This is a genomic window from Streptomyces sp. NPDC047841, from assembly GCF_040704085.1.
Taxonomy (GTDB): Bacteria; Actinomycetota; Actinomycetes; order Streptomycetales; family Streptomycetaceae; genus Streptomyces; species Streptomyces argyrophylli.
Window position 1 is genome coordinate 100,676 of sequence record NZ_JBEYRP010000022.1, and the last position, 22,001, is coordinate 122,676.

The following is a 22,001-nucleotide window of genomic DNA, read 5'->3' on the forward strand; positions in this document are numbered from 1 at the left end:
GACGTCATGACCCTGCGCCTCGCCCACACCGCCGACCTGGACGCGGCCGAACTCCGCGCTGTGCGCGCCCTGTTGGACGACGCCTTCGACGGGGACTTCTCCGACGCCGACTGGGAGCACGGGCTGGGCGGGCTGCACGCGCTCGTCCGGGACGGGGCCGGGCTCGCCGCTCATGGGGCCGTCGTGATGCGGCGGGTGCGGCACCGGGGGCGCTGGCTGCGCGCGGGGTACGTGGAGGCGGTCGCCGTGCGGGCCGACGTGCGTCGGACCGGGCTCGGCGGGCGGGTGATGGCCGGGCTGGAGCGGGTGGTCGACCGGGCCTACGACCTCGGCGCGCTCTCCGCGAGCGACGCGGGCGCCGCGCTGTACGCCGCCCGGGGCTGGCACCGGTGGGCCGGGCAGGTGCACGCCCTCTCGCCGGACGGGATCGTCCGGCTGCCCGAGGAGGAAGGCGGCGTGTACGTGCGGGGCGCGCTCGACCCGGACGGGGAGCTGCTCTTCGACTGGCGGGACGGCGACGTCCTCTGACGGCCGCACGGTCGTGTGACCGCGCGGCCCCGCATCCGGCCGACGCCGCCGCCACCGGACGAAACCCCGGCTCAGGACGGTGCCACCCGGCCCGCCGTCTCAGATAGTAGGAAGCCCGAGTAATTGTGCAGACAGACACGGACGACTCCCTTAGTTTTGTAGGAGCCGAACGTCTCGCTCCATCCAGCGAATGGCGGTCGTGAGCCGGGCCCCGTGCAGGCAATCCCTGCGGCCGGTGCTCCCCGCCCCTTCCGGCGTCTCGTCACCCCCTTCCTTGCCGCGCTCCACGTATGCCGAAGGAGTCGATCGCCATGGCCGAGACGACCGTCCGCCGCCGAGTCCGCCACGTGTCCCGCACGAGCGAGTCCGACCGCAAGAACGCCGCCGCCGCCCTCCAGCGCGCCCTGGACCGCCGGGACAACGGCGGCGAGACCGGCCACTGAGCCGGACCACCGGCCGGGAGCCGCACCCCGACGGGGTGCGGCGCGGCCCTCACCCGCCGCGCCGCACCTCGAAACGGTCGATCCGCCGCCCGTCCTGGGCCAGCGCCGACACCGTCAGCCGCGGCGCCGCGCCGGCCCGCACCTCCACCGAGAGCAGCGAGAAGCCGGTGTAGCGCACCCGTGACCACTCCGCGGTCTCCGGCACCCGGCCCCCGTCCTTCGTCCACACGAAGGTCGCGACCGGCCGGTGCCGGGTGACATGGCCCTCGTAGCTGTCCGGCACGCCCGACGGGAAGCCGTACAGGTCCCGCCCGCCGCCGCCCGCCGTGACGTACACGGTGCCGTCCCGGCCGGGGTCGGTGGAGCCGCCGACGGGCACCGCCCGGCCGGTCTCCCCGTCCCTGATCGCGTCCGTGCGCTCGTACACGTGGTTGTGGCCGTTGATCACCAGGTCCACCCGGTGCTTCCCGAACAGCGGCAGCCACTCCCGCCGGACGCCCCCGTCCGAGGCGTGCCGCGAGGTGGAGTAGGCGCAGTGGTGGAAGAAGACGACCACGAAGTCGATGCCGTCGGCCGCGCGCAGCCGCCGCAGCGTCCGGTCCAGCCACGCCGTCTGCCGTCCGCCGCTGTGCCCGAGGTTGGCGGGGATCTCGTACGACACGTCGTTGGCGTCCAGCGCGACGAAGCCGGCGTTGCCGTAGGTGAACGCGTAGGCGCCCGGTGTGCCGTGCGGGTCGAAGCCGGTCTCGGGCAGATGGAAGCGGGCCAGCTGGCCGCCGTAGCCGTCCGGCGAGTACCAGGCCTCCATGTCGTGGTTGCCGGTCGTCACCATCCACGGCACGGACCGTGCGACCGGCTCGTTCTGCTTCAGGAACAGGTCCCAGAAGGCGGGGTCGTAGCCGTCCGCCGTCCGGCCCGTTCCGCTGACGTCCGCGTAGCGGATGTCACCGGCGTGCAGATGGAAGGCGGGCTTCTGGCGCAGCACCAGGTCGTCGTTGGTGTGCGCCGCCCGGCCCACGCCCTGGTCGCCGAAGGCCGTGAACACGAAGCGTTCCGCACGCGCGGGCGCCGTGCGGAAGGAGGCGATGGCCGCCCGGTGGGCTGGGGCGGTGGGCTCCCAGCCGTCGTGGCCGACGCCGTAGTAGTACGCCGTGCCGGGCGCGAGGCCGTCCACGGACGCGTGCACGTAGAACTGCTCCAGCGCGGGCCGCACGCCCTGCACCCCGGGCGTGTGCAGCGGGCGGATCTCGGCCGGCACCCGGTGCCCGAGGTCGTCGGGGCGCGGCCCGACCCGCATGTACGGCCGCTTCACCGCGAACGGCACCTGCCAGGAGATCCGCATCCCCGTCCGGGGGTCGGCGCCGAAGGCGAGGTGCCGGCCGAACGGGGCGACCGCCGCGCCCGGCACCCGCGAGGTGGCCGATCCGGCCGGGCCCGGCCTCCCGCCGGACGCGGTGCCGCAGCCGGTCAGCAGGCCGCCCGCCACCGCGCCCGCCGTCACCAGCGTGCGGCGGCGCACCATGCGGTCGCGCAGGTACGCGTACTGCTCGGCCATGCTCAGCCGCTCGGCGAGCGGACGGGGGATGCCGACGTCGGGGGTCTCCATGTCGCACAACGTTCCCCCGGAGCCCGACGTCCGTGCCGCGCACGGGTGAACGCCGGCCGGCGGGCGGACACCGGGAACACGTCCCGCTGTCCGCATGGCGGACGCTACGTGTCATCACCTGGGACGAGGAGTAGGGTGCCCGCATGTCTCGCAGCATCAATCTCGCAGTGATCCCCGGTGACGGCATCGGCCAGGAGGTCGTGGCCGAGGGTCTCAAGGTCCTCTCCGCCGTCCTGCCGCAGGATGTGAAGCTGGAGACCAAGGAGTACGACTTCGGCGCCAAGCGCTACCACGCCACCGGTGAGACCCTCACCGACGCCGACCTCGCCTCCCTCAAGCAGCACGACGCCATCCTGCTGGGCGCCATCGGCGACCCGTCGGTGCCGTCCGGCGTCCTGGAGCGCGGCTTCCTGCTCAAGCTCCGCTTCGCCTTCGACCACCACGTCAACCTGCGTCCGTCGAAGCTGCTCCCGGGTGTCGCCACCCCGCTCGCCGGCCAGCCGGAGATCGACTTCGTCGTCGTCCGCGAGGGCACCGAGGGCCCGTACACGGGCAACGGCGGCACCATCCGCAAGGGCACCGCGCACGAGGTCGCCACCGAGGTGTCCGTCAACACGGCCTACGGTGTCGAGCGCGTCGTCCGCGACGCCTTCGCGCGCGCCCAGGCCCGCCCGCGCAAGAAGCTCACGCTGGTCCACAAGAACAACGTGCTGACCTTCGCCGGGCACCTGTGGACGAACGTCTTCAACAAGGTGGCCGAGGAGTACCCCGAGGTCACCACGGACTACATCCACGTCGACGCCGCGACCATCTACCTGGTCACCGACCCGGGCCGGTTCGACGTCATCGTCACCGACAACCTCTTCGGCGACATCATCACCGACCTCGCCGCGGCCGTCTCCGGCGGCATCGGCGTGGCCGCCTCCGGCAACATCAACCCCACCCGCGAGTTCCCGTCCATGTTCGAGCCGGTCCACGGCTCGGCCCCGGACATCGCCGGCCAGGGCAAGGCCGACCCCACCGCCACCGTCCTGTCCGTCGCCCTGCTGCTGCGTCACCTCGGCTACGACACCGAGGCCGACCGGATCGACGCGGCGGTCACCGCCGACCTCACCGAGCGCGCCGGGCAGCCCGCCCGGAGCACCTCCGGGATCGGCGACGCGCTCGCCGTACGCGTAGCCGGCTGACCCGCCGCGCTATACCGAGCCGCCGGGTCGCAACCGCACCCGGCGGCTTTTCCTGTGCCTCGCCGGGTGCCACCATCAACCCTTGGACCGCTTCACCCCGATTCCGTCCACTACCGCCGCCCGCGCGATAATCGAACGCGGAGCCGCGGTATGAGGGAATGCTCGGACGTCCTAGCACCGACGACCGGGAGCACAGGCGTGAGCGCGGCCCGTCACTACAACCGGTGAAGGACAATCACTCATGACGACGCCCACGATCGAGCTCAAGCCCTCCGCCAGCCCGCTCGCCGCCGCGGAACGCGAGGCCATCCTGGCCAGCCCGGGGTTCGGCCGCCACTTCACCGACCACATGGTGACGATCAAGTGGACCGAGGGCCGTGGCTGGCACGACGGGCAGCTCGTTCCGTACGGGCCGATCTCCCTGGACCCCTCCACGCACGTCCTGCACTACGGCCAGGAGATCTTCGAGGGCCTGAAGGCCTACCGCCAGCCCGACGGCTCGGTCGCGCTGTTCCGTCCCGAGGCCAACGCCCGCCGCTTCCGCAACTCCGCCCGCCGCATGGCCATGGCCGAGCTGCCCGAGGAGCTGTTCATCGCCGCGCTGGACGCGCTGCTCACCCAGGACGCCGACTGGGTCCCGCCGCACGGCGGCGAGGCCTCCCTGTACCTGCGGCCGTTCATGTTCGCCACGGAGGCCGCGCTCGGCGTGCACCCGGCGAACGAGTACCTGTTCATGCTGATCGCCTCCCCGTCCGGCGCGTACTTCGCCGGCGGGGTGAAGCCGGTCACCATCTGGGTCTCCGAGGACCACGTCCGCGCCGTGCCGGGCGGCACCGGCGACGCCAAGACCGGCGGCAACTACGCCGCGTCCCTGCTGCCGCAGGCCGAGGCCGCCGCGCACGGCTGCGACCAGGTCGTGTACCTCGACGCGGTCACCCGCACCAAGGTCGAGGAGAGCGGCAGCATGAACGTCGCGTTCGTCTACGGCGACCGGATCGTCACCCCGTCGCTCACCGGCTCCATCCTGGAGGGCATCACCCGTGACTCCCTCCTCCAGGTCGCCCGTGACCTCGGCTACACCGCCGAGGAGGGCGTGATCACCCTCCAGCAGTGGCGTGAGGACGCCGCGTCCGGCGCGCTGACCGAGGTGTTCGCGTGCGGTACCGCCGCCGTGGTCACGCCGATCGGCCACGTCAAGACCAGGACCGACCAGTGGTCCCACGGCGACGGCACCCCCGGGCCGGTCACCGGGCGTCTGCGCGAGGCGCTGCTCGGCATCCAGCGGGGCCTGACCGAGGACAAACACGGCTGGATGCACCGGGTCGGTTAAGAACGCGGCCTGAAGCGCCCCGGCGGGGTGCCGGGCGTCCGCGGGGCCGGTTCGGCCGGTCACGTGGTCTCCCGCACCCCCTCGGGGCGCTTGTCGTTGGGTGCCCCGCCGCACACCCGAGTTAGAGCGTTGCTCAAATTGAAGGGATCAGTACGGTCGGACGGTGCTTCTCTTTCCTTGCTTCTCTGTTTAGAGTGATGCTCAAACCTGGGGAAGCCAAGGAGGTGCCGGGTCGTGAGACTGACCCCCACGGAACGTGACCGGCTGCTGCTCTTCGGGGCCGCCGAGCTGGCCCGGGCCCGCCGGGCGCGCGGCCTGAGGCTGAACGTGCCCGAGGCCACCGCGCTGATCGCGGACACCGTCTGCGAGGCCGCCCGCGACGGCAAGCGGCTCGCGGAGGCCGTCGAGGCGGCCCGCTCCGTGCTCGGCCCCGAGGACGTCCTGCCCGGCGTCGCCGACGTCGTCGCCGAGGTGATGGTCGAGGCCGTCTTCGACGACGGCTCCCGGCTCGCGGTCGTCTCCGACCCCATCGGCGGGGGCCTGGGCGCCGACGCCCCGGGCGCCCTGCTCCCCGGCCCCGACCACGCCGGCCCCGGGCCCGTCGTCCGGCTGCGCGTCACCAACACCGCGAGCGTGCCGGTCTCCGTCACCTCCCACTTCCACTTCTTCGAGGCCAACCCGCGCCTCGACTTCGACCGCGAGCGGGCCTACGGCATGCGGCTCGCCGTGCCCGCCGGGTCCTCGGTCCGCTTCGGGCCGGGGGAGAGCGAGGAGGTCGGGCTCGTGCCGATCGGCGGCGAGCGCGTCGCGATCGGCTTCGCCGGACTGGTCGACGGGCCGCTGGACGCGCCGGGCGCGAAGGAGGAAGCCCTCCGCAGGGCCGCCGCCTGCGGATACCTGGGAGCCGCACCGGAAGGAGACGAGGAGCGATGAGCCGCTCGAAGGGACGCGAGGTGAGCCGGTCGGTCCACATCGACCCGCACGCCTACGCCGCCACCCACGGCCCCCGCGCCGGCGACCGCATCCGCCTCGGCGACTCCGGGCTCACCGTCCGCGTCGAGTCCGACTCGCAGAAGTACGGCGACGAGTTCCTGGCCGGCTTCGGCAAGACCGCCCGCGACGGACTGCACCTGAAGGCCGCCGCCGTCCGGGACACCTGCGACGTCGTGATCAGCAACGTCGTCGTGATCGACGCGGTGCTGGGGATCAGGAAGGTGTCCATCGGCATCCGCGAGGGCCGCGTCTGCGCCATCGGGCGGGCCGGCAACCCGGACACCCTGGACGGCGTGGACGTCGTCGTCGGCACCGGCACCTCGATCGTCTCCGGCGAGGGGCTGATCGCCACCGCCGGGGCCGTCGACACCCATGTGCACCTGCTGTCGCCGCGCATCATGGAGGCGTCCCTCGCCTCCGGCGTCACCACGATCATCGGGCAGGAGTTCGGCCCGGTGTGGGGTGTCGGCGTGAACTCGCCCTGGGCGCTGCGGCACGCCTTCAACGCCTTCGACGCCTGGCCGGTCAACATCGGCTTCCTGGGCCGGGGTTCGTCCTCCCACGCGGCGCCGCTCGTGGAGGCCCTGGCCGAGGGCGGTGCCTCCGGCTTCAAGGTGCACGAGGACATGGGCGCCCACACCCGCGCGCTGGACACCGCGCTCCGGGTCGCCGAGGAGCACGACGTCCAGGTCGCCCTGCACAGCGACGGGCTGAACGAGTGCCTGTCGGTCGAGGACACCCTGCGGGTGCTGGAGGGCCGCACGATCCACGCCTTCCACATCGAGGGCTGCGGCGGCGGACACGTGCCCAACGTGCTGAAGATGGCCGGCGTCCCGAACGTCATCGGCTCCTCCACCAACCCCACCCTGCCCTTCGGCCGGGACGCGGTCGCCGAGCACTACGGCATGATCGTCTCCGTCCACGACCTGAAGCCCGACCTGCCCGGCGACGCCGCCATGGCCCGCGACCGGATCCGGGCCGGCACCATGGGCGCCGAGGACGTGCTGCACGACCTGGGCGCGATCGGCATCACCTCCTCCGACGCCCAGGGCATGGGCCGGGCCGGTGAGACGGTCCGCCGCACCTTCGCCATGGCCGGCAAGATGAAGGCCGAGCTGGGGCCCCTGCTTCCCCATGACGGGCAGGCGGGCGACGGCGAGAACGACGACAACGCGCGCGTCCTGCGCTACATGGCCAAGCTGACCATCAACCCGGCCATCGCGCACGGGCTGTCGCACGAGGTCGGCTCGATCGAGGTGGGCAAGCTCGCCGACATCGTGCTGTGGCGCCCGGAGTACTTCGGGGCCAAACCGCAGCTCGTCCTCAAGGCCGGCTTCCCGGCGTATGGCGTGGTCGGCGACCCCAACGCGGCCACCGACACCTGCGAACCCCTCGTCCTGGGCCCGCAGTTCGGGGCGTACGGCGCCACGGCCGCCGATCTCTCCGTGGCGTTCGTCGCCCGCGCCGCCGTCGACCAGGGCAACGACCTGATGCCGACCCGGCGCAGAAGGGTCGCCGTGCGCGGCACCCGCGGCATCGGACCCGCCGACCTGCGGCTGAACTCCCGTACCGGAGCGGTGGACGTCGACCGGCGCACCGGGCTGGTCACCCTCGACGGCGACCCGATCCGCTCGGAACCGGCCGACTCCGTCTCCCTCAACCGCCTCTACTTCCTCTAAGGACCCGCGCCATGAGCACCCCCGCCGCCGACGGCTTCCGCATGCCCGCCGAGTGGTCCCCCCACGAGCGCACCTGGATGGCCTGGCCGAGCCCCAACCCCACCTTCGACGACGCGGACGACCTGGGCGCCGCCCGGACGGCCTGGGCGTCCGTGGCCCGCGCCGTCCGCCGCTTCGAACCGGTGACGGTCGTGTGCGGCCCCGGCCAGTCGCAGAAGGCCAGGGAGCTGCTCGGCCCCGGCGTCGACACGGTCGAGCGCGAGCTGGACGACGCCTGGATGCGGGACATCGGCCCCACCTTCCTCACCGACGGCCGGGGCCGGCTGGCCGCCGTGGACTGGACGTTCAACGGCTGGGGCGCCCAGGCATGGGCCCGCTGGGAGCACGACTCCCGGATCGGCGCGTACGTCTCCGGCCTCGCGGGCGCCACGACGTACGCCTCGAAGCTGGTCAACGAGGGCGGCGCGATCCACGTCGACGGCGAGGGCACCGTGCTGCTCACCGAGACCGTGCAGCTCGGCCCCGAGCGCAACCCGCACTGGACCCGGGCGGAGGTCGAGGCGGAGATCCACGCCCACCTCGGCACCAGCAAGGCGATATGGCTGCCGCGCGGCCTGACCGGCGACTACCCTCCCCACGGCTTCGGCACCCTCGGCCACGTCGACATCGTCGCCGCGTTCGCCCGGCCGGGCGTCGTGGTCGCCCACCACCAGCCGGACCCGGCCCACCCCGACCACGAGGTCACCCAGGAGGTCATCGGCCTGCTGAGGTCGGCGACCGACGCCCGGGGCCGCCGCCTGGAGGTCGTGGAGGTGCCCGCGCCCACCGCCCTGGAGGCCGACGGCCACTGGGCGGACTACTCGTACATCAACCACTACCTCTGCAACGGCGGTGTGGTGCTGTGCGGCTTCGACGACCCGCGCGACGAGATCGCCGCCGGGATCTTCCGGCGCCTGTTCCCGGAGCGGACGGTGACGCTGGTGGACGCGCGTACGATCTTCGCTGGCGGGGGCGGCATCCACTGCATCACGCAACAGCAGCCGAGGGTCTGACACACACGGGAGCGGCAGATGACCGGTGCGGGCCGGGCGCGCAGGAACGCGCCGCCGCGCGAGGCGGTCCTCGCCGCCGCCATGGACATGATCGCCGAGCGCGGTCTGGAGAAGCTCACCATGGCGGGGCTGGGCCGCGAGGTCGGCATGAGCAGCGGCCACCTGCTGTACTACTTCCGCTCCAAGGACGAGCTGCTGCTGCAGACGCTGGAGTGGAGCGAGGGCCGGCTGGGCGCGGAACGGGGGCGGCTGCTGGCCCGTACCGGGAGCGCGCGGGAGCGGCTGTCCGGGTACGTCGACCTGTACGTCCCCGACGGGCACCGCGATCCGCACTGGACCCTGTGGCTGGAGGTCTGGAACCGCTCGCAGAACGCCGACGAGGACGCGCGGGCCCGGCAGGCGGCGATCGAGGGCGCGTGGCACCGCGACCTGGTCGCCCTGATCGCCGAGGGGATCTCACGGGGGGAGTTCCGCCCGGTGGACGCGGACCGCTTCGCGACGAGGCTGCGCGCGCTGCTCGACGGGTTCTCCATCCATGTGGCGATCGGGCTGCGGGGCACGGACAGGGAGCAAGTCCTCGCCCACGTCCGGGAGTTCATCGAGGACGGGCTCGCCGTGGCCCCCTAGGGACGCACGTCCGGCGGCGCATCGGAATCCTTTCCTCCGCAGACGGGCAAGTAACGGCCCATGGGACGACAACACTGGAAGAGGATCTGGGTCGGCTCGGCGGGCAACATGGTCGAGTGGTTCGACTGGTTCGTGTACGCGAGCTTCGCCACGTACTTCGCCGGTGCCTTCTTCCCCAGCGGCAACCCCACCGCCCAGCTGATGAACACCGCCGGCATCTTCGCCGTCGGCTTCTTCATGCGCCCCGTCGGCGGCTGGCTGCTGGGCAGGGTCGGTGACCGCAAGGGCCGCAAGGCGGCACTGACCCTGACCGTCACGCTCATGTCGGCCTCGGCGGTCCTCATCGCCGTCGCCCCCACCTACGGCGTCGCCGGCTACGGCGGGGCCCTCGTGCTGCTCGTCGCCCGTCTGCTCCAGGGCCTGTCGGTGGGCGGCGAGTACGCGGCCAGCGCCACCTATCTGACCGAGGCGTCGGACCCGGGGCGGCGCGGCTTCGCGTCCAGCTTCCAGTACGTGTCCATGACCGCCGGCCAGATCGCCGGTCTCGGCCTCCAGATCGTCCTCCAGCGCACCCTGTCCGACGACGCCCTGCACAGCTACGGCTGGCGCATCCCGTTCGTCGTCGGCGCGCTCGGCGCGGCCGTCGTCTTCTACCTGCGCCGCACCATGCTGGAGACGGAGGTGTACGAGGAGGACGCCTCGCACACCGAGGAGCGCGGCACCCTGCGCGCGCTGTGGCGGCACCGGCGGGAGGCGTTCCTGGTGATCGCCCTCACCATGGGCGGCACGGTGGCGTACTACACGTACACCACCTACCTGACCAAGTACCTGTCGAACTCGGCGGGGCTGTCCAAGGAGACCGCCACGCTCGTCTCCTTCACCGCGCTGATCGTCTTCGCGTGCCTCCAGCCGCTCGCGGGCGCCCTGTCCGACCGCATCGGCCGCCGCCCGCTGCTGATCACGTTCGCCGTCGGCTCCACCTTCCTGACGGTGCCGGTCATGACGCTGCTCAAGCACGCGGACGGCTACTGGCCCGCCCTCGGCCTCGCCCTGCTCGCGCTGGTCGTGGTCACCGGCTACACCTCGATCAACGCCTGCGTGAAGGCCGAGCTGTTCCCGACCGGCGTCCGCGCGCTCGGCGTCGCCCTGCCCTACGCCATCGCCAACGCCCTCTTCGGCGGCACCGCCGAGTACGTCGCCCTGTGGTTCAAGAAGGGCGGCATGGAGTCCGGCTTCTACTGGTACGTGGCCGGCTGCGCCGCCGTCTCCCTCGTGGTGTACGCCACCATGCGCGAGACCAAGGACCTGGATCTGGCCCGCGTGCAGGCCCGCGCGGAGTCCAGCGTGACGACCGCATCCTGAGACGGTCGGTGAGCCGGGGGCGCAGGTGTGCCAGACTGCCCCCGTGCTCTCGTTCGCCATGATTATCGGCAGCAGGCGCGCCGGTCCGCAGTGACCATCTCGTACGACCAAGTGCGGGTGGCCACCGTCGTCCTCGACCCGCGCGCAGACCTCTCGCACCCGCGAGGGGTTTTTTCGTTTTCCGGCCCACCCGCAGCCGGAGGCGGAGCGCGAGGGAGCATGGAGGAACGGTGGAGCCGGTCATTCCGGTAAAGACCGAAGATTTCCCACAGGAGCCTTGAGACATGACCGAGACGGCAAACAGCGAGCTCGACGACTCGTTCCACGTCTTCGACACCACGCTGCGCGACGGCGCGCAGCGCGAGGGCATCAACCTCACCGTCGCGGACAAGCTCGCCATCGCCCGGCACCTGGACGATTTCGGCGTGGGCTTCATCGAGGGCGGCTGGCCCGGCGCGAACCCCCGCGACACGGAGTTCTTCGCCCGCGCGCAGGCGGAGATCGGCTTCCGCCACGCCCAGCTGGTCGCCTTCGGCGCCACCCGCCGCGCCGGCAGCACGGCCGCCGAGGACCCGCAGGTCAAGGCACTGCTCAGCTCCGGCGCCCCGGTGATCACCCTGGTCGCCAAGTCGCACGACCGGCACGTGGAGCTGGCGCTGCGCACCACCCTGGACGAGAACCTGGAGATGGTCCGCGACACCGTGTCGTACCTGCGCGAGCAGGGCCGCCGCGTCTTCGTCGACTGCGAGCACTTCTTCGACGGCTACCGCGCCAACCCCGAGTACGCCAAGGCGGTCGTCCGCACCGCCTCGGAAGCCGGCGCCGACGTCGTCGTCCTCTGCGACACCAACGGCGGCATGCTCCCCGCCCAGGTCCACGCGGTCGTCTCCACCGTCCTCGCCGACACCGGCGCCCGGCTCGGCATCCACGCCCAGGACGACACCGGCTGCGCGGTCGCCAACACCCTGGCCGCCGTCGACGCGGGCGCCACCCACGTGCAGTGCACCGCCAACGGCTACGGCGAACGCGTCGGCAACGCCAACCTGTTCCCGGTGGTCGCCGCCCTGGAACTGAAGTACGGCAAGAAGGTGCTGCCCGAGGGCCGGCTGCGCGAGATGACCCGCACCTCCCACGCCATCGCCGAGGTCGTCAACCTGACGCCGTCCACCCACCAGCCCTACGTCGGCGTCTCCGCCTTCGCGCACAAGGCCGGCCTGCACGCCTCCGCCATCAAGGTCGACCCCGACCTGTACCAGCACATCGCCCCCGAGCTGGTCGGCAACACCATGCGCATGCTCGTCTCCGACATGGCCGGCCGCGCCTCGGTCGAGCTGAAGGGCAAGGAGCTGGGCATCGACCTGAGCGGCGACCGGGAGCTGGTCGGCCGGGTGGTCGAACGAGTGAAGGAGCGCGAGCTCCAGGGCTACAGCTACGAGGCGGCGGACGCCTCCTTCGAGCTGCTGCTGCGCGCCGAGGCCGAGGGCAGGCCGCTGAAGTACTTCGAGGTCGAGTCCTGGCGGGCCATCGTCGAGGACCGCCCCGACGGCACCCACGCCAACGAGGCCACGGTCAAGCTGTGGGCCAAGAGCGAGCGGATCGTCGCCACCGCCGAGGGCAACGGCCCCGTCAACGCCCTGGACCGCGCCCTGCGCGTGGCCCTGGAGAAGATCTACCCGCAGCTCGCCAAGCTGGACCTGGTCGACTACAAGGTCCGCATCCTGGAGGGCAAGCACGGCACCCAGTCCACCACCCGGGTGCTGATCTCCACCTCGGACGGCTCAGGCGAGTGGGCCACGGTCGGCGTGGCCGAGAACGTCATCGCCGCCTCCTGGCAGGCGCTGGAGGACGCGTACACGTACGGCCTCCTCCGCGCGGGCGTGGAGCCCGCGGAGTAGCCACAGTGGAGGCATGACCTCAGAAGACCCAGACGTGCTGTCCCGGGCCCGCGTCGCCACCCGGCTGCCGGCCCGGGACCTGGACCGGGCCCGCCGCTTCTACGCCGACAAGCTCGGTCTGTACCCGGTGGACGAACGGCCCGGCGGGCTGCTGTACCGCTGCGCGGGCGCGGACTTCGTCGTGTTCCGCTCGACGGGGGCCTCGCCCGGCACCTTCACCCAGATGGCCTTCGAGGTGGACGACATCGAGGCGGCCGTCACCGAGCTGCGCCGCCGGGGCGTCGAGTTCCAGGAGGTCGACGTGCCCGGCCTGCGCACCCGGGACGGCATCGCCGAGATCGAGGGCAACTACCCGAGCAAGGGCGCGCGGGCGGAGCGGGGCGCGTGGTTCCGGGACAGCGAGGGCAACCTGCTGGGCATCGGCCAGCTCATCCTGTGACGCCGGCCGGCCGGTCCCGCACCGCTCAGGGCGCCCGCCAGATGTTGTCGAAGGCGATGTTCTCGATGCGGCGCCGCTCGCGCACCGCCTCCAGCTCGGTGACCGCGTCGCCGACCGCCGCCAGGACGGTGACCACCGCCTCGTCGTCGAGTCCGGAGGAGGCCGCCCGGTCCGGCTCGATGCCCAGCGTGCCCGCGAGGCCGGTCAGCACCGGGTCGCGGGAGTCCCAGCGGTCGGTCGCGTGCCGCCGCGCGGCGGTGTCGGCCGGGGTCTCGGTGCCGCCCCGCCCCGGCCACCAGTGCCGGCGCTTCCCGGTGAGCTGCCCGTCGGCCTCCAGGACGTCCCGGTAGGCCACGGCCAGCCCCTCGCCGCGCCGCCACAGCCAGTCCTCGACCGTCTCGTACGGCTCCTCGCGGACGAGCTTCGCCCCGGCCTCGTCCAGCAGCCGGTCACCCGTGGTCAGCACCGGCCCGGGCACGATGCGCTCGCCGTCCAGGGTGAGCGCGCGGGTGCCGAGCAGGTCGATCAGCTCCGCACCGGCGAGCGCGAGCGACAGATCGCCCTGCTCGACGGGGTGCTCGCCCGGTACGTCCAGGCTGACGAGGAACAGGTCCTGCGGTGTCGTCATGAGGGCTCCAGGTCACCGGCCGTCAGCCGCGGCCGGGGTCGTTCGGTGGCGGTCAGTTCCCGGGCCCGGACGGCCTCGGCGGCCCGGTGCTGCGCGGGGGTGCCGTCGGGCACCGAGGGGGTGATCTCGACCAGGAACTCGCGCATGATCCCGCTCCCTCGGTGGGTGGCCGGCCGGCTGGGGACCGGCCCCCCTCATCGTCCCCCAGCCGCCGGGCGGCCGCCGCTCAGCACGAGCCGGCGGCGAGCCGTTCGAACGCGGCGAGGCTCATCGCCCGGTCGTCCGCCCAGACCTGGCCGGGTTTCAGCCGGCCGATCTGCTCGCCGGTGAACTCGACGACCCCGTTGTAGGAGTCACCGCCGGCGTAGTGCCCGAACCGGAGGACGTAGCGGTGCCGGGGCAGGAGGTGCCGGGTGCCCCGGTGGCGGGCGTGCCAGGCGGCGGGCGGGTCGAACAGGGGGAAGCCGGCGTCGCCGCGCAGGCCGTCCTTCCGCACGTCCCACCCGGTGGTGACCGGGCCCTTCCCGGCGCCCCGGGCCCGCCCGTCCAGGGCCGGGCCCCGGTAGCCGTCGTCACCGCACGGACGGAACACCGCGTACGGCGTCCCGTCCGGCGCGGCCCGCACCCCCGCGAGCGGCAGGTCGGCCGCGCCACAGCCGCTGAGCAGCAGCATCCCGCCGGCGAGCCCCGCCGCCACGGCCCCCGTACGTCGCATGGTCCGCCTTACCGCAGGGTCCACTTCTGGTTGGCGGCGCCGGTGCACGACCAGATCTGGGCCCGGGCCCCGTTCGCCGACGAGTTGTCGGTGACGTCGAGGCACTTGTTCGCCGCCGTGTTCACCACATCACCCGTGGCGGCGTTGTACGACCACCGTTGGGCACCGGTTCCGTTGCAGTCGTACAACTGCACCTTGGCGCCGTCCGCCGTCGAACCGGAGGTCACGTCCAGGCACTTGCCGAGCGCCTGCACCGACCCGTCGGCCTGCACGGTCCACTGCTGGGCCGTGCTGCCGTTGCAGTCGTAGAGCTGCACCGCCGTGCCGTTGGCGCTCGAACCGCCCGCCACGTCCAGGCACTTGCCGGCGAGGCCGACGAAGGCTCCGGTCCTGGCGCCACCGCCGGACTGGGTGCCGGACCAGGTGAAGGTGGCCGAGGTGTTGCCGGGCAGCGAGTACCTGGCGTGCTGGGAGCCCCAGTTGACGGTCACGGTGCGGGCCGACGAGGAGTCGTTGTACGCGATCAGCGCCTTGCTGCCGTCCGGGTTGCGCCACGCGACGTTCGGCACCGCGGTGGAGGCGGTGGAGGCTATGCGCTGGGCGCCGGGGCGGACGAACTTGGTCAGGTGGCCCATGTCGTAGTACTCGACGGTGTAGTCCACGGTCCCGCTCGCGCCGTCGCCGTTGTGCACGGTGATCAGACCGGTGCAGGTGCCGCAGCCGCCGTTGTGCGGGCCCATGTTCTGGTCCACGGCCAGCGACCACTTGGTCACCGACTTCGCCCAGTTGCGGGTGTAGTCGATGATGTTGGACATGTCCTCGCGCTGCTGGTCGGCGATCCAGGTGCCACCGGAGTGCTCGGTGCCGAAGGCGTCCAGCGCCGGGTACTGGTTGTGCACGGAGGTCTGCTTGGCGATGTCACCGCCGTAGCCGTGCCAGGCGATGCCGCCGAAGTTGGGGTGGTTGCGCACGGCCGGGTCGTCCACGGTCTGGGCCGCGTAGGAGTCGTAGACGTCCCAGTTCCAGTCGTGCGCCAGCACCTTGGTGGTCAGGCCCGCCGACTGGAGCCTGGGCAGCAGCTCGCTCTTGGTGAAGTACGCCAGGCCGCTCGCGTTCCAGCTCATCGACGGATAGCCGGAACAGCAGGTGGGCTCGTTCTGCGCGGTGACGTACGAGACGTTGATGCCTTGGTCCTTGTACGCCTGGAGGTACTTCACGAAGTAGGAGGCGTACGCCCCGTAGTCCTCGGCCTTCAGCCAGCCGCCGTTCAGCGAGCCGCTGTCCTTCATCCAGGCCGGCGCCGTCCACGGCGAGGCCATCACCGTCAGGGACGGGTTGAGCTGGAGCGCCTGCCGGGTCAGCGGGACGACGTCGGCCAGGTCGTGCGCGAGGGAGAACTTCGCCAGGGACGGGTCGCTCTGCCCGGCCGGCACGTCGTCGTAGGTGTAGCCGTAGCGGGCGAGGTCCGAGGCGCCCATCGGGTTGCGCAGGAACGACAGTCCGATGCCGTCCGTCGGCGAGAACAGCTTGCGCATGGTCGCGTCCCGGGTCGCCTGGGACAGCGCCCCGCTGCTGTTCATCAGCCAGGCGGCGGTGTCCGTGAAGGACGCGCCGCCGCCGGTGAAGGTCTGGTAGCGGGTGTTCTCGTCGACGGTGATGTTCTCGCCGCTCCCGCCCGTCCCGGACTGGAAGGCGAACGGCGTCTGCGGCTGGAGGCCGCGCACGACGTGCCGGCCGGCGGCGTCGTCGGTGGTGGTGAGCCAGGCGGTGACCTGCTCACCGGCCGCGTGCGCGGGGGGTACGGCCACACTGAGACCGGCTGCGGAGAGCAGCCCGGCGAGCAACAGCCGGACTGCGCGGGGGGATCTCCTCATGGTGCGTCGCCCTTCCTCTCGGATCGGCGGAGCTGACGGGTCGTCTTGACGGGGGTGTGTGCCCCTAGTTAACTCACGGCGTGAGCTAAGCCCTGAGTGAACCACGAGAGCCGAGGGAAGGTCCATGCGAAGAACCGCCCTGCTCGCCTCCGCCGCACTCCTCGCCGGTCTGCTGCCCTGGGCGGCGACCGCGCGAGCCGCCGACGAGCCCGCCCCCGTACCCGTCGACCGCTTCGAGGGCGAGGTGCCCTTCGCCTCCCAGCCCGCCGAGGGCATCTTCACCTGGGGCGGCGACTCCGACGACCCGCCCACGCTCCGCCTGGCCGACCGCGCCGACGCCCCCGAGGGCGGCAAGGTCCTCGCCGGCACCTACGACATCAGCGGCTACGGCGGTTTCACCCACGACTTCGCCGCCACCGCGCCGGCCCACGACTGGTCCGCCCACCAGGGCATCCGGTTCTGGTGGGAGGGGCGGAACACCGGCAAGAAGATCCCCTTCGAGATCAAGGACGGCGGAGCCAACGGCGAGGCGTCCGAACTGTGGACGACCTCCTTCACCGACGACTTCACCGGCTGGAAGCAGATCCAGCTCCCCTTCACCGACTTCGCCTACCGCACCGACTACCAGCCCGTCGGCGGCATCGACCACGTCCTCGGCCTCAAGGAGATGTGGGGCTACGCCCTGACCCTCCCGGCCGGCGCCAAGGGCGACTTCGCCATGGACGACGTCGAGCTGTACGGCAGGGCCGACCAGGCGCTGCGGGCCACCGTCGGCACCGACGCGCCCGTGTACCCGGTCGAGGAGGGCGGCACGGCGAAGGTCAGGGTCACCGTGGCCACCACCGGCGAACAGCCCCTCACCGACCCCGTGACCGTCACCTACACCACCGGGGACGGCACCGCCACCGCCGGGCAGGACTACACCCCCGTCTCCGGCACCCTCACCTTCCCGGCCGGCACCGCCTCCGGCACCGCGCGGACCATCGCCGTGCCCACCCGCCGGGACCGGGCGGCCGAACCCGCCGAGACCGTCCCCGTGAAGCTCACGGTCACCGGCGCCAAGGCCCCCGCCGAGACACCGCAGGTCGTGATCGACGCGCACGGACTGCCGTACCTGAACGCCAAGCTGCCGGTGAAGAGGCGGGTCGCCGACCTGCTGAGCCGGATGTCCCTGGCGGAGAAGGCCGGCCAGATGACCCAGGCCGAACGCGGCGCCATGACCCAGCCGAACGACATCGCCGCCTACGCCCTCGGCTCCCTGCTCTCCGGCGGCGGCTCGACGCCCACCCCCAACACGCCCGCGGCCTGGGCGAAGATGATCGACGCCTTCCAGCTGCGCACCCAGGCGACCCGGTTCCAGATCCCGCTGGTCTACGGCGTCGACGCGGTCCACGGCCACAACAACCTCTCCGGCGCCACGGTCATGCCGCACAACGTCGGCATCGGCGCCACCCGCGATCCCCGGCTGGCCCGGCAGACCGGCGCGGTGACGGCCGCCGAGGTCCGCGCGACCGGCGTCCCCTGGGACTTCGCGCCCTGCCTGTGCGTGAGCCGCGACGAACGCTGGGGCCGCTCCTACGAGTCCTTCGGTGAGGACCCGGCACTGGTGCAGTCCATGGAGACCGTGATCCAGGGCCTCCAGGGCCGCGCCGGCGGCCAGGACCTCGGGCGCGACGACAAGGTGCTCGCCACGGCCAAGCACTTCGTCGGCGACGGCGGCACCGCGTACGGCTCCTCGACCACCGGGAAGTACACCATCGACCAGGGCGTCACCAAGGTCACCCGCCAGGAGCTGGAGGACATCCACCTCGCGCCGTTCCGCACGGCCGTCGAGCGGGGCGTCGGCACGGTCATGCCGTCGTACTCCTCCCTCGACATCGCCGGCGACGGCAAGGGCGCGGTGAAGATGCACGCCCGCGGCGACATGATCAACGGCGTGCTCAAGGGCCGCATGGGCTTCGACGGCTTCGTCATCAGCGACTGGAACGCCATCGACCAGCTGCCCGGCGACTACGCGTCCCACGTCCGCACCTCGGTCAACGCGGGCGTCGACATGATGATGGTGCCGTACACCTACAAGGAGTTCAGCACCGCGCTCGCCGACGAGGTGAAGGCGGGCCGGATCAGCGAGCAGCGGATCGACGACGCCGTCTCCCGCATCCTCACCGAGAAGTTCAGGCTCGGCCTCTTCGAGCACCCGTACGCCGACACCAGCGGGGCCGCCGCCATCGGCTCCCCGGCCCACCGTGAGGTCGCCCGCCGGGCCGCCGCCGAGTCGCAGGTGCTGCTGAAGAACGCGGGCGGGCTGCTGCCGCTGAAGAAGAGCGAGAAGGTGTACGTCGCCGGGTCCAACGCCGACGACATCGGCAACCAGACCGGCGGCTGGACCCTCACCTGGCAGGGCGCCTCCGGCAACACCGTCCCCGGCACGACCATCCTCCAGGGCCTGCGCGAGGCGGGCGGGAACGTCACCTACTCCAAGGACGCCTCCGCTCCCACCGGCGGCTACGACGTCGGAGTGGTCGTGGTCGGCGAGACCCCGTACGCCGAGGGCGTCGGCGACGTCGGCAACGGCCACGACCTGAAGCTGTCCGCCGCCGACCAGGCCGCCGTCGACAAGGTGTGCGCGGCCATGAAGTGCGCGGTGCTGATCGTCTCCGGCCGCCCGCAGCTCGTCGGCGACCGGCTGGGCGAGATCGACGCCCTGGTCGCGTCCTGGCTGCCCGGCACCGAGGGCGAGGGCGTCGCCGACGTCCTCTACGGCAAGCGCCCCTTCACCGGACAGCTCCCGGTCACCTGGCCCAAGTCGGAGGCGCAGCTGCCGATCAACGTGGGCGACACGGCGTACGACCCGCAGTTCCCGTACGGCTGGGGCCTGACCACCGGCACCGACGTCCCGAAGGGCGGTACGGCCACCCTGCGCGACCTCGCCGTCCGGGCGGCGAAGGCGGAGCGGCGCCACGACGCCCGCACCGGGCGCGCGCTGGTCACCCAGGCCCGGCTGCTCGTCCAGCAGAAGGCGGACGGCCACCTCACGGCCGCCGTGGCGAAGCCCTTCGCCGACGCCGACCACCTGCTGCTGACCGGCGCGTACGGAAAGGCGGTGGAGAAACTGGCGGAGGCGTACCGGGCGGTCTGATCCCGCCATCGGACGAGTGACCACTTTGGGAAGGCTTCGGGTAGTTTCAAGATATGAAGGCCGTGCCGCGGACCCGAAGCCTCCCCGCCCTGCTGCTGACCGCCCTCGCCCTGGCGCTGACGACCCTGTTCGCGCCCGGGGCGAGTGCGGACACCAGCGTCTCCACGATCGCCCAGGCACTGCGCCAGAGCCCCGTCTACGTCGACCCCGCGGCCCGGGACCAGCTGTCCGCCGCGGACGCCGACACCCTCGCCACCCGGATCAAGGACGCCGGCAAACCCCTGTTCATCGCCGTCCTCCCGGCCGGATACCCCACCGGTAACCTCTTCGCCGACCTGCGCTCCGCGACCGGCGTCACCGGCCTGTACGGCATCCGCCTCGGCGACCGCTTCGACGCCCGCGCCGACTCCTCCGTCATGTCGGCCACGGCCCGGCAGAACCTGGTCCGCAGCGTCCAGGGCGAGGACGCCAAGGCCCAGCTCACCGACTTCACCGACCGCGCCCTGGCCAACATGGGCGGCCACGCCCCCCGGAGCTGGGGCGGCTCGGCCGACGGCGGCGGCGCCTCCGCCACCGCACTGATCACGACGGCCGCCGTCCTGGTGGCGGCGGGCGGCGGCGCCTACGCGCTGGTCCGCCGCAACCGCCGGCGCCGCGAGGACGAGCAGCGGGCCGCCCTGGACCGGCTGCGGGTGGTCGTGGACGAGGACATCACCGCGTTCGGCGAGGAACTCGACCGCCTGGACTTCCACCCCTCGGAAGCGGGCGCCGACGACACGATGCGCGCCGACTACGAGCGCGCGCTGGACGCCTACGAGACCGCCAAGCAGCGCATGGCCGCGGCACGCAGACCGGAGGACGTCCGGTCGGTCACCGAGGCGGTGGAGGACGGCCGCTTCTCCCTCGCCCGGCTGGCCGCCCGCCGCGAGGGCCGCCCGCTCCCGGAGCGCCGCCCGCCCTGCTTCTTCGACCCCCGGCACGGCCCCTCCGTCACCGACGCCACCTGGACCCCGCCCGGCGGCGCCCCGCGCGAGGTTCCGGTCTGCGCGGCCGACGCCACCCGTCTGGCCGACGGCCGCGACCCGGTGATCCGCGAGGTCGACACCGACTACGGCCGCCGCCCCTACTGGGACGCGGGCCCGGCCTACGGCCCCTGGGCCGGCGGCTACTTCGGCGGCGGCCTCCTCCCCGGCCTCCTCGTCGGCACCCTGCTCGGCAGCGCGATGGCGACCCCGTCGTACGCCGCCGACTACGGCACCGGATACGGCGACTTCGGCGGGGGCGGCGGCTACGAGGGCGGCGACGTCTCGGGCACCGACTTCGACCCCGGCGACTTCAGCGGCGGCTTCGGCGACGGGGGCGGGTTCGACGGCGGGGGAGGGGGCGGGGGAGGGGACTTCGGCGGGGGCTTCTGAGCGGTGAGCTGCCGCTCAGCGGGCGATGCCGTCGAGGAAACGGGTCCAGGTGGCGGGGGAGAGGGTGAGGGTGGGGCCGGGGGTGGTTTTGGAGTCGCGGATGTGGATGGTGGTGGGGGTGGTGGCTACCTCGAGGCAGTTGCCGCCTTCGTTGCTGCTGTAGCTCGACTTGAACCATGCGAGTGCTGCTGCGGTGTTCATGACTCTCCTAGCAGTCCGTTCAGCAGGCGCACGCTCTCGTCGGGTGAGAGGGCCTGTGACCGCAGCATTCCATACTTCAGGTGATAGTCACTGACCTCGTCTGGGTCGTCGACGAGGAAGCTGGCACGCTGCACCTCCAGGTACACCAGACGCTCGTACTGGGGGGTTTCAAGCAGAGTCATGGGCCCCGCGAGCCCGGCGTGCGGCATGCGATCCATGGGCATGATCTGCACGCTCATGTGGATCGGCGCGGTGTAGGCCAAAATCTGGCGGATCTGTGCCCGCATGACCTCCGGTCCGCCGACCTCCCGCCGTAGAACGCTCTCCTCCAGCACGAAGTGACCCACCGGCGGCCGGTCCCGCTGCCAGATCAACTGCCGGTCCATGCGCGCATTCACCCACTGCTCGGCCGTTTCGCTCCCGAGTGCGGGGTAGCGGGAGTCGAAGGCGGCCAGACAATACTCCCGGGTCTGAAGCAAGCCCGGCACCATCTGAGTCTCGTACGAGAGGACGCTCACCGCCTCCTGCTCATGATCCACCAACCCCTGCGCGAACTGAACGATCCGGTCCCGTACCGGCAGCTTGGCCACCACCACCGTTAACGCCCCACCCGTGTCGAGGAGTTCGTCGAACTGCTCGGCGCGGTCCGGCTGGAGGGCCAGCCTCCCCTGCTCGATCGACCTCACCGTGTCGACCGCGAGGTTCGCCGACTCCGCGAGCTGTTCCTGTGTGAGGCGGGCCTTCTTCCGGAAGTGCGCCACCAGCGCGCCGACCGCGTACCACGAACCGACCTTCTTGGGCCTCGATGCCACGTGCATGGCCGTTCCTTTCCCCCGTATGCACGCCAAGCTCTCGTAGTGGACTCGTAGCAATCAGAACTACGACCTC

The 22,001-nt window shown here is 72.2% G+C and carries 19 protein-coding genes and 1 pseudogene; 13 read left to right on the forward strand and 7 right to left on the reverse strand.

Features of this window, described 5'->3' with window-relative positions; all coding sequences use genetic code 11:
• Positions 1 to 6: 6 nt before the first annotated feature.
• Positions 7 to 528, forward strand: coding sequence for a GNAT family N-acetyltransferase (locus tag AB0947_RS32015; protein ID WP_366753851.1), 522 nt, complete (start codon positions 7 to 9; stop codon positions 526 to 528).
• Between the two features lie 311 nt (positions 529 to 839).
• A complete protein-coding gene (locus AB0947_RS32020; RefSeq protein WP_015493350.1) occupies positions 840 to 971 on the forward strand; it encodes a hypothetical protein in 132 nt (43 codons plus the stop codon).
• A gap of 49 nt (positions 972 to 1,020) precedes the next feature.
• Here AB0947_RS32020 and AB0947_RS32025 read toward each other — a convergent pair whose 3' ends face one another.
• Positions 1,021 to 2,577 carry a metallophosphoesterase family protein gene (locus AB0947_RS32025; RefSeq protein ID WP_366753852.1) on the reverse strand — a complete coding sequence of 519 codons (1,557 nt, stop codon included), beginning with the start codon at positions 2,575 to 2,577 and terminating at the stop codon, positions 1,021 to 1,023.
• Positions 2,578 to 2,720: 143 nt separating this feature from the next.
• Here AB0947_RS32025 and AB0947_RS32030 point away from each other — a divergent pair, with 143 nt between their 5' ends.
• The 9 genes from AB0947_RS32030 (at position 2,721) to AB0947_RS32070 (ending at position 13,141) form a co-directional block, all read left to right on the forward strand.
• Complete coding sequence (locus tag AB0947_RS32030; protein WP_366753853.1) at positions 2,721 to 3,764, forward strand: 3-isopropylmalate dehydrogenase; 1,044 nt, start codon at positions 2,721 to 2,723, stop codon at positions 3,762 to 3,764.
• A gap of 241 nt (positions 3,765 to 4,005) precedes the next feature.
• Positions 4,006 to 5,094 carry a branched-chain amino acid aminotransferase gene (locus AB0947_RS32035; protein ID WP_366753854.1) on the forward strand — a complete coding sequence of 363 codons (1,089 nt, stop codon included), beginning with the start codon at positions 4,006 to 4,008 and terminating at the stop codon, positions 5,092 to 5,094.
• Between the two features lie 234 nt (positions 5,095 to 5,328).
• Positions 5,329 to 6,027, forward strand: coding sequence for an urease subunit gamma (gene ureA, locus AB0947_RS32040; RefSeq protein WP_366753855.1), 699 nt, complete (start codon positions 5,329 to 5,331; stop codon positions 6,025 to 6,027).
• Positions 6,024 to 7,766 carry an urease subunit alpha gene (locus tag AB0947_RS32045; RefSeq protein ID WP_366753856.1) on the forward strand — a complete coding sequence of 581 codons (1,743 nt, stop codon included), beginning with the start codon at positions 6,024 to 6,026 and terminating at the stop codon, positions 7,764 to 7,766. Before ureA ends, AB0947_RS32045 begins: the two co-directional genes overlap by 4 nt.
• 11 nt (positions 7,767 to 7,777) lie before the next feature.
• Positions 7,778 to 8,818, forward strand: a complete 1,041-nt coding sequence (locus AB0947_RS32050; protein ID WP_366753857.1) for an agmatine deiminase family protein — start codon at positions 7,778 to 7,780, stop codon at positions 8,816 to 8,818.
• Positions 8,819 to 8,836: 18 nt separating this feature from the next.
• Entirely contained in the window at positions 8,837 to 9,445 is a 609-nt protein-coding gene (locus tag AB0947_RS32055; RefSeq protein WP_366753858.1) for a TetR/AcrR family transcriptional regulator, read from the forward strand.
• A gap of 60 nt (positions 9,446 to 9,505) precedes the next feature.
• Complete coding sequence (locus tag AB0947_RS32060; RefSeq protein ID WP_366753859.1) at positions 9,506 to 10,807, forward strand: MFS transporter; 1,302 nt, start codon at positions 9,506 to 9,508, stop codon at positions 10,805 to 10,807.
• A 284-nt stretch (positions 10,808 to 11,091) separates the two neighbouring features.
• On the forward strand, positions 11,092 to 12,702 hold the full coding sequence (gene cimA, locus AB0947_RS32065) for a citramalate synthase (RefSeq protein WP_366753860.1): 1,611 nt from the start codon (positions 11,092 to 11,094) through the stop codon (positions 12,700 to 12,702).
• A 13-nt stretch (positions 12,703 to 12,715) separates the two neighbouring features.
• Positions 12,716 to 13,141 (forward strand): VOC family protein, encoded by a 426-nt coding sequence (locus AB0947_RS32070; RefSeq protein WP_366753861.1) that lies wholly within the window; start codon positions 12,716 to 12,718, stop codon positions 13,139 to 13,141.
• Between the two features lie 25 nt (positions 13,142 to 13,166).
• Here AB0947_RS32070 and AB0947_RS32075 read toward each other — a convergent pair whose 3' ends face one another.
• The 4 genes and pseudogenes from AB0947_RS32075 to AB0947_RS32090 all read right to left on the reverse strand — a co-directional run bounded on the left by AB0947_RS32075 (position 13,167) and on the right by AB0947_RS32090 (position 16,358).
• Positions 13,167 to 13,769 carry a GPP34 family phosphoprotein gene (locus AB0947_RS32075; RefSeq protein ID WP_366753862.1) on the reverse strand — a complete coding sequence of 201 codons (603 nt, stop codon included), beginning with the start codon at positions 13,767 to 13,769 and terminating at the stop codon, positions 13,167 to 13,169.
• A gap of 44 nt (positions 13,770 to 13,813) precedes the next feature.
• Positions 13,814 to 13,915: pseudogene (locus tag AB0947_RS32080) on the reverse strand (muconolactone delta-isomerase); the annotation flags it as partial.
• 80 nt (positions 13,916 to 13,995) lie between these two features.
• Positions 13,996 to 14,484, reverse strand: coding sequence for a hypothetical protein (locus AB0947_RS32085; protein WP_366753863.1), 489 nt, complete (start codon positions 14,482 to 14,484; stop codon positions 13,996 to 13,998).
• Between the two features lie 8 nt (positions 14,485 to 14,492).
• Positions 14,493 to 16,358, reverse strand: a complete 1,866-nt coding sequence (locus AB0947_RS32090) for a ricin-type beta-trefoil lectin domain protein (protein WP_366753864.1) — start codon at positions 16,356 to 16,358, stop codon at positions 14,493 to 14,495.
• A 124-nt stretch (positions 16,359 to 16,482) separates the two neighbouring features.
• Here AB0947_RS32090 and AB0947_RS32095 point away from each other — a divergent pair, with 124 nt between their 5' ends.
• Both AB0947_RS32095 and AB0947_RS32100 read left to right on the forward strand, forming a co-directional pair.
• Positions 16,483 to 19,497: a glycoside hydrolase family 3 N-terminal domain-containing protein gene (locus AB0947_RS32095; protein ID WP_366753865.1), complete on the forward strand. Its 3,015-nt coding sequence runs from the start codon at positions 16,483 to 16,485 to the stop codon at positions 19,495 to 19,497.
• Between the two features lie 53 nt (positions 19,498 to 19,550).
• The gene (locus AB0947_RS32100) at positions 19,551 to 20,912 is read left to right on the forward strand and encodes a hypothetical protein (RefSeq protein ID WP_366753866.1); all 1,362 of its coding nucleotides are present in this window, start codon (positions 19,551 to 19,553) and stop codon (positions 20,910 to 20,912) included.
• A 15-nt stretch (positions 20,913 to 20,927) separates the two neighbouring features.
• Here AB0947_RS32100 and AB0947_RS32105 read toward each other — a convergent pair whose 3' ends face one another.
• A complete protein-coding gene (locus AB0947_RS32105; protein ID WP_171152521.1) occupies positions 20,928 to 21,113 on the reverse strand; it encodes a DUF397 domain-containing protein in 186 nt (61 codons plus the stop codon).
• The gene (locus tag AB0947_RS32110; RefSeq protein ID WP_366753867.1) at positions 21,110 to 21,931 is read right to left on the reverse strand and encodes a helix-turn-helix transcriptional regulator; all 822 of its coding nucleotides are present in this window, start codon (positions 21,929 to 21,931) and stop codon (positions 21,110 to 21,112) included. The genes AB0947_RS32105 and AB0947_RS32110 overlap by 4 nt, the downstream gene beginning before the upstream one ends.
• Positions 21,932 to 22,001 lie beyond the last annotated feature (70 nt).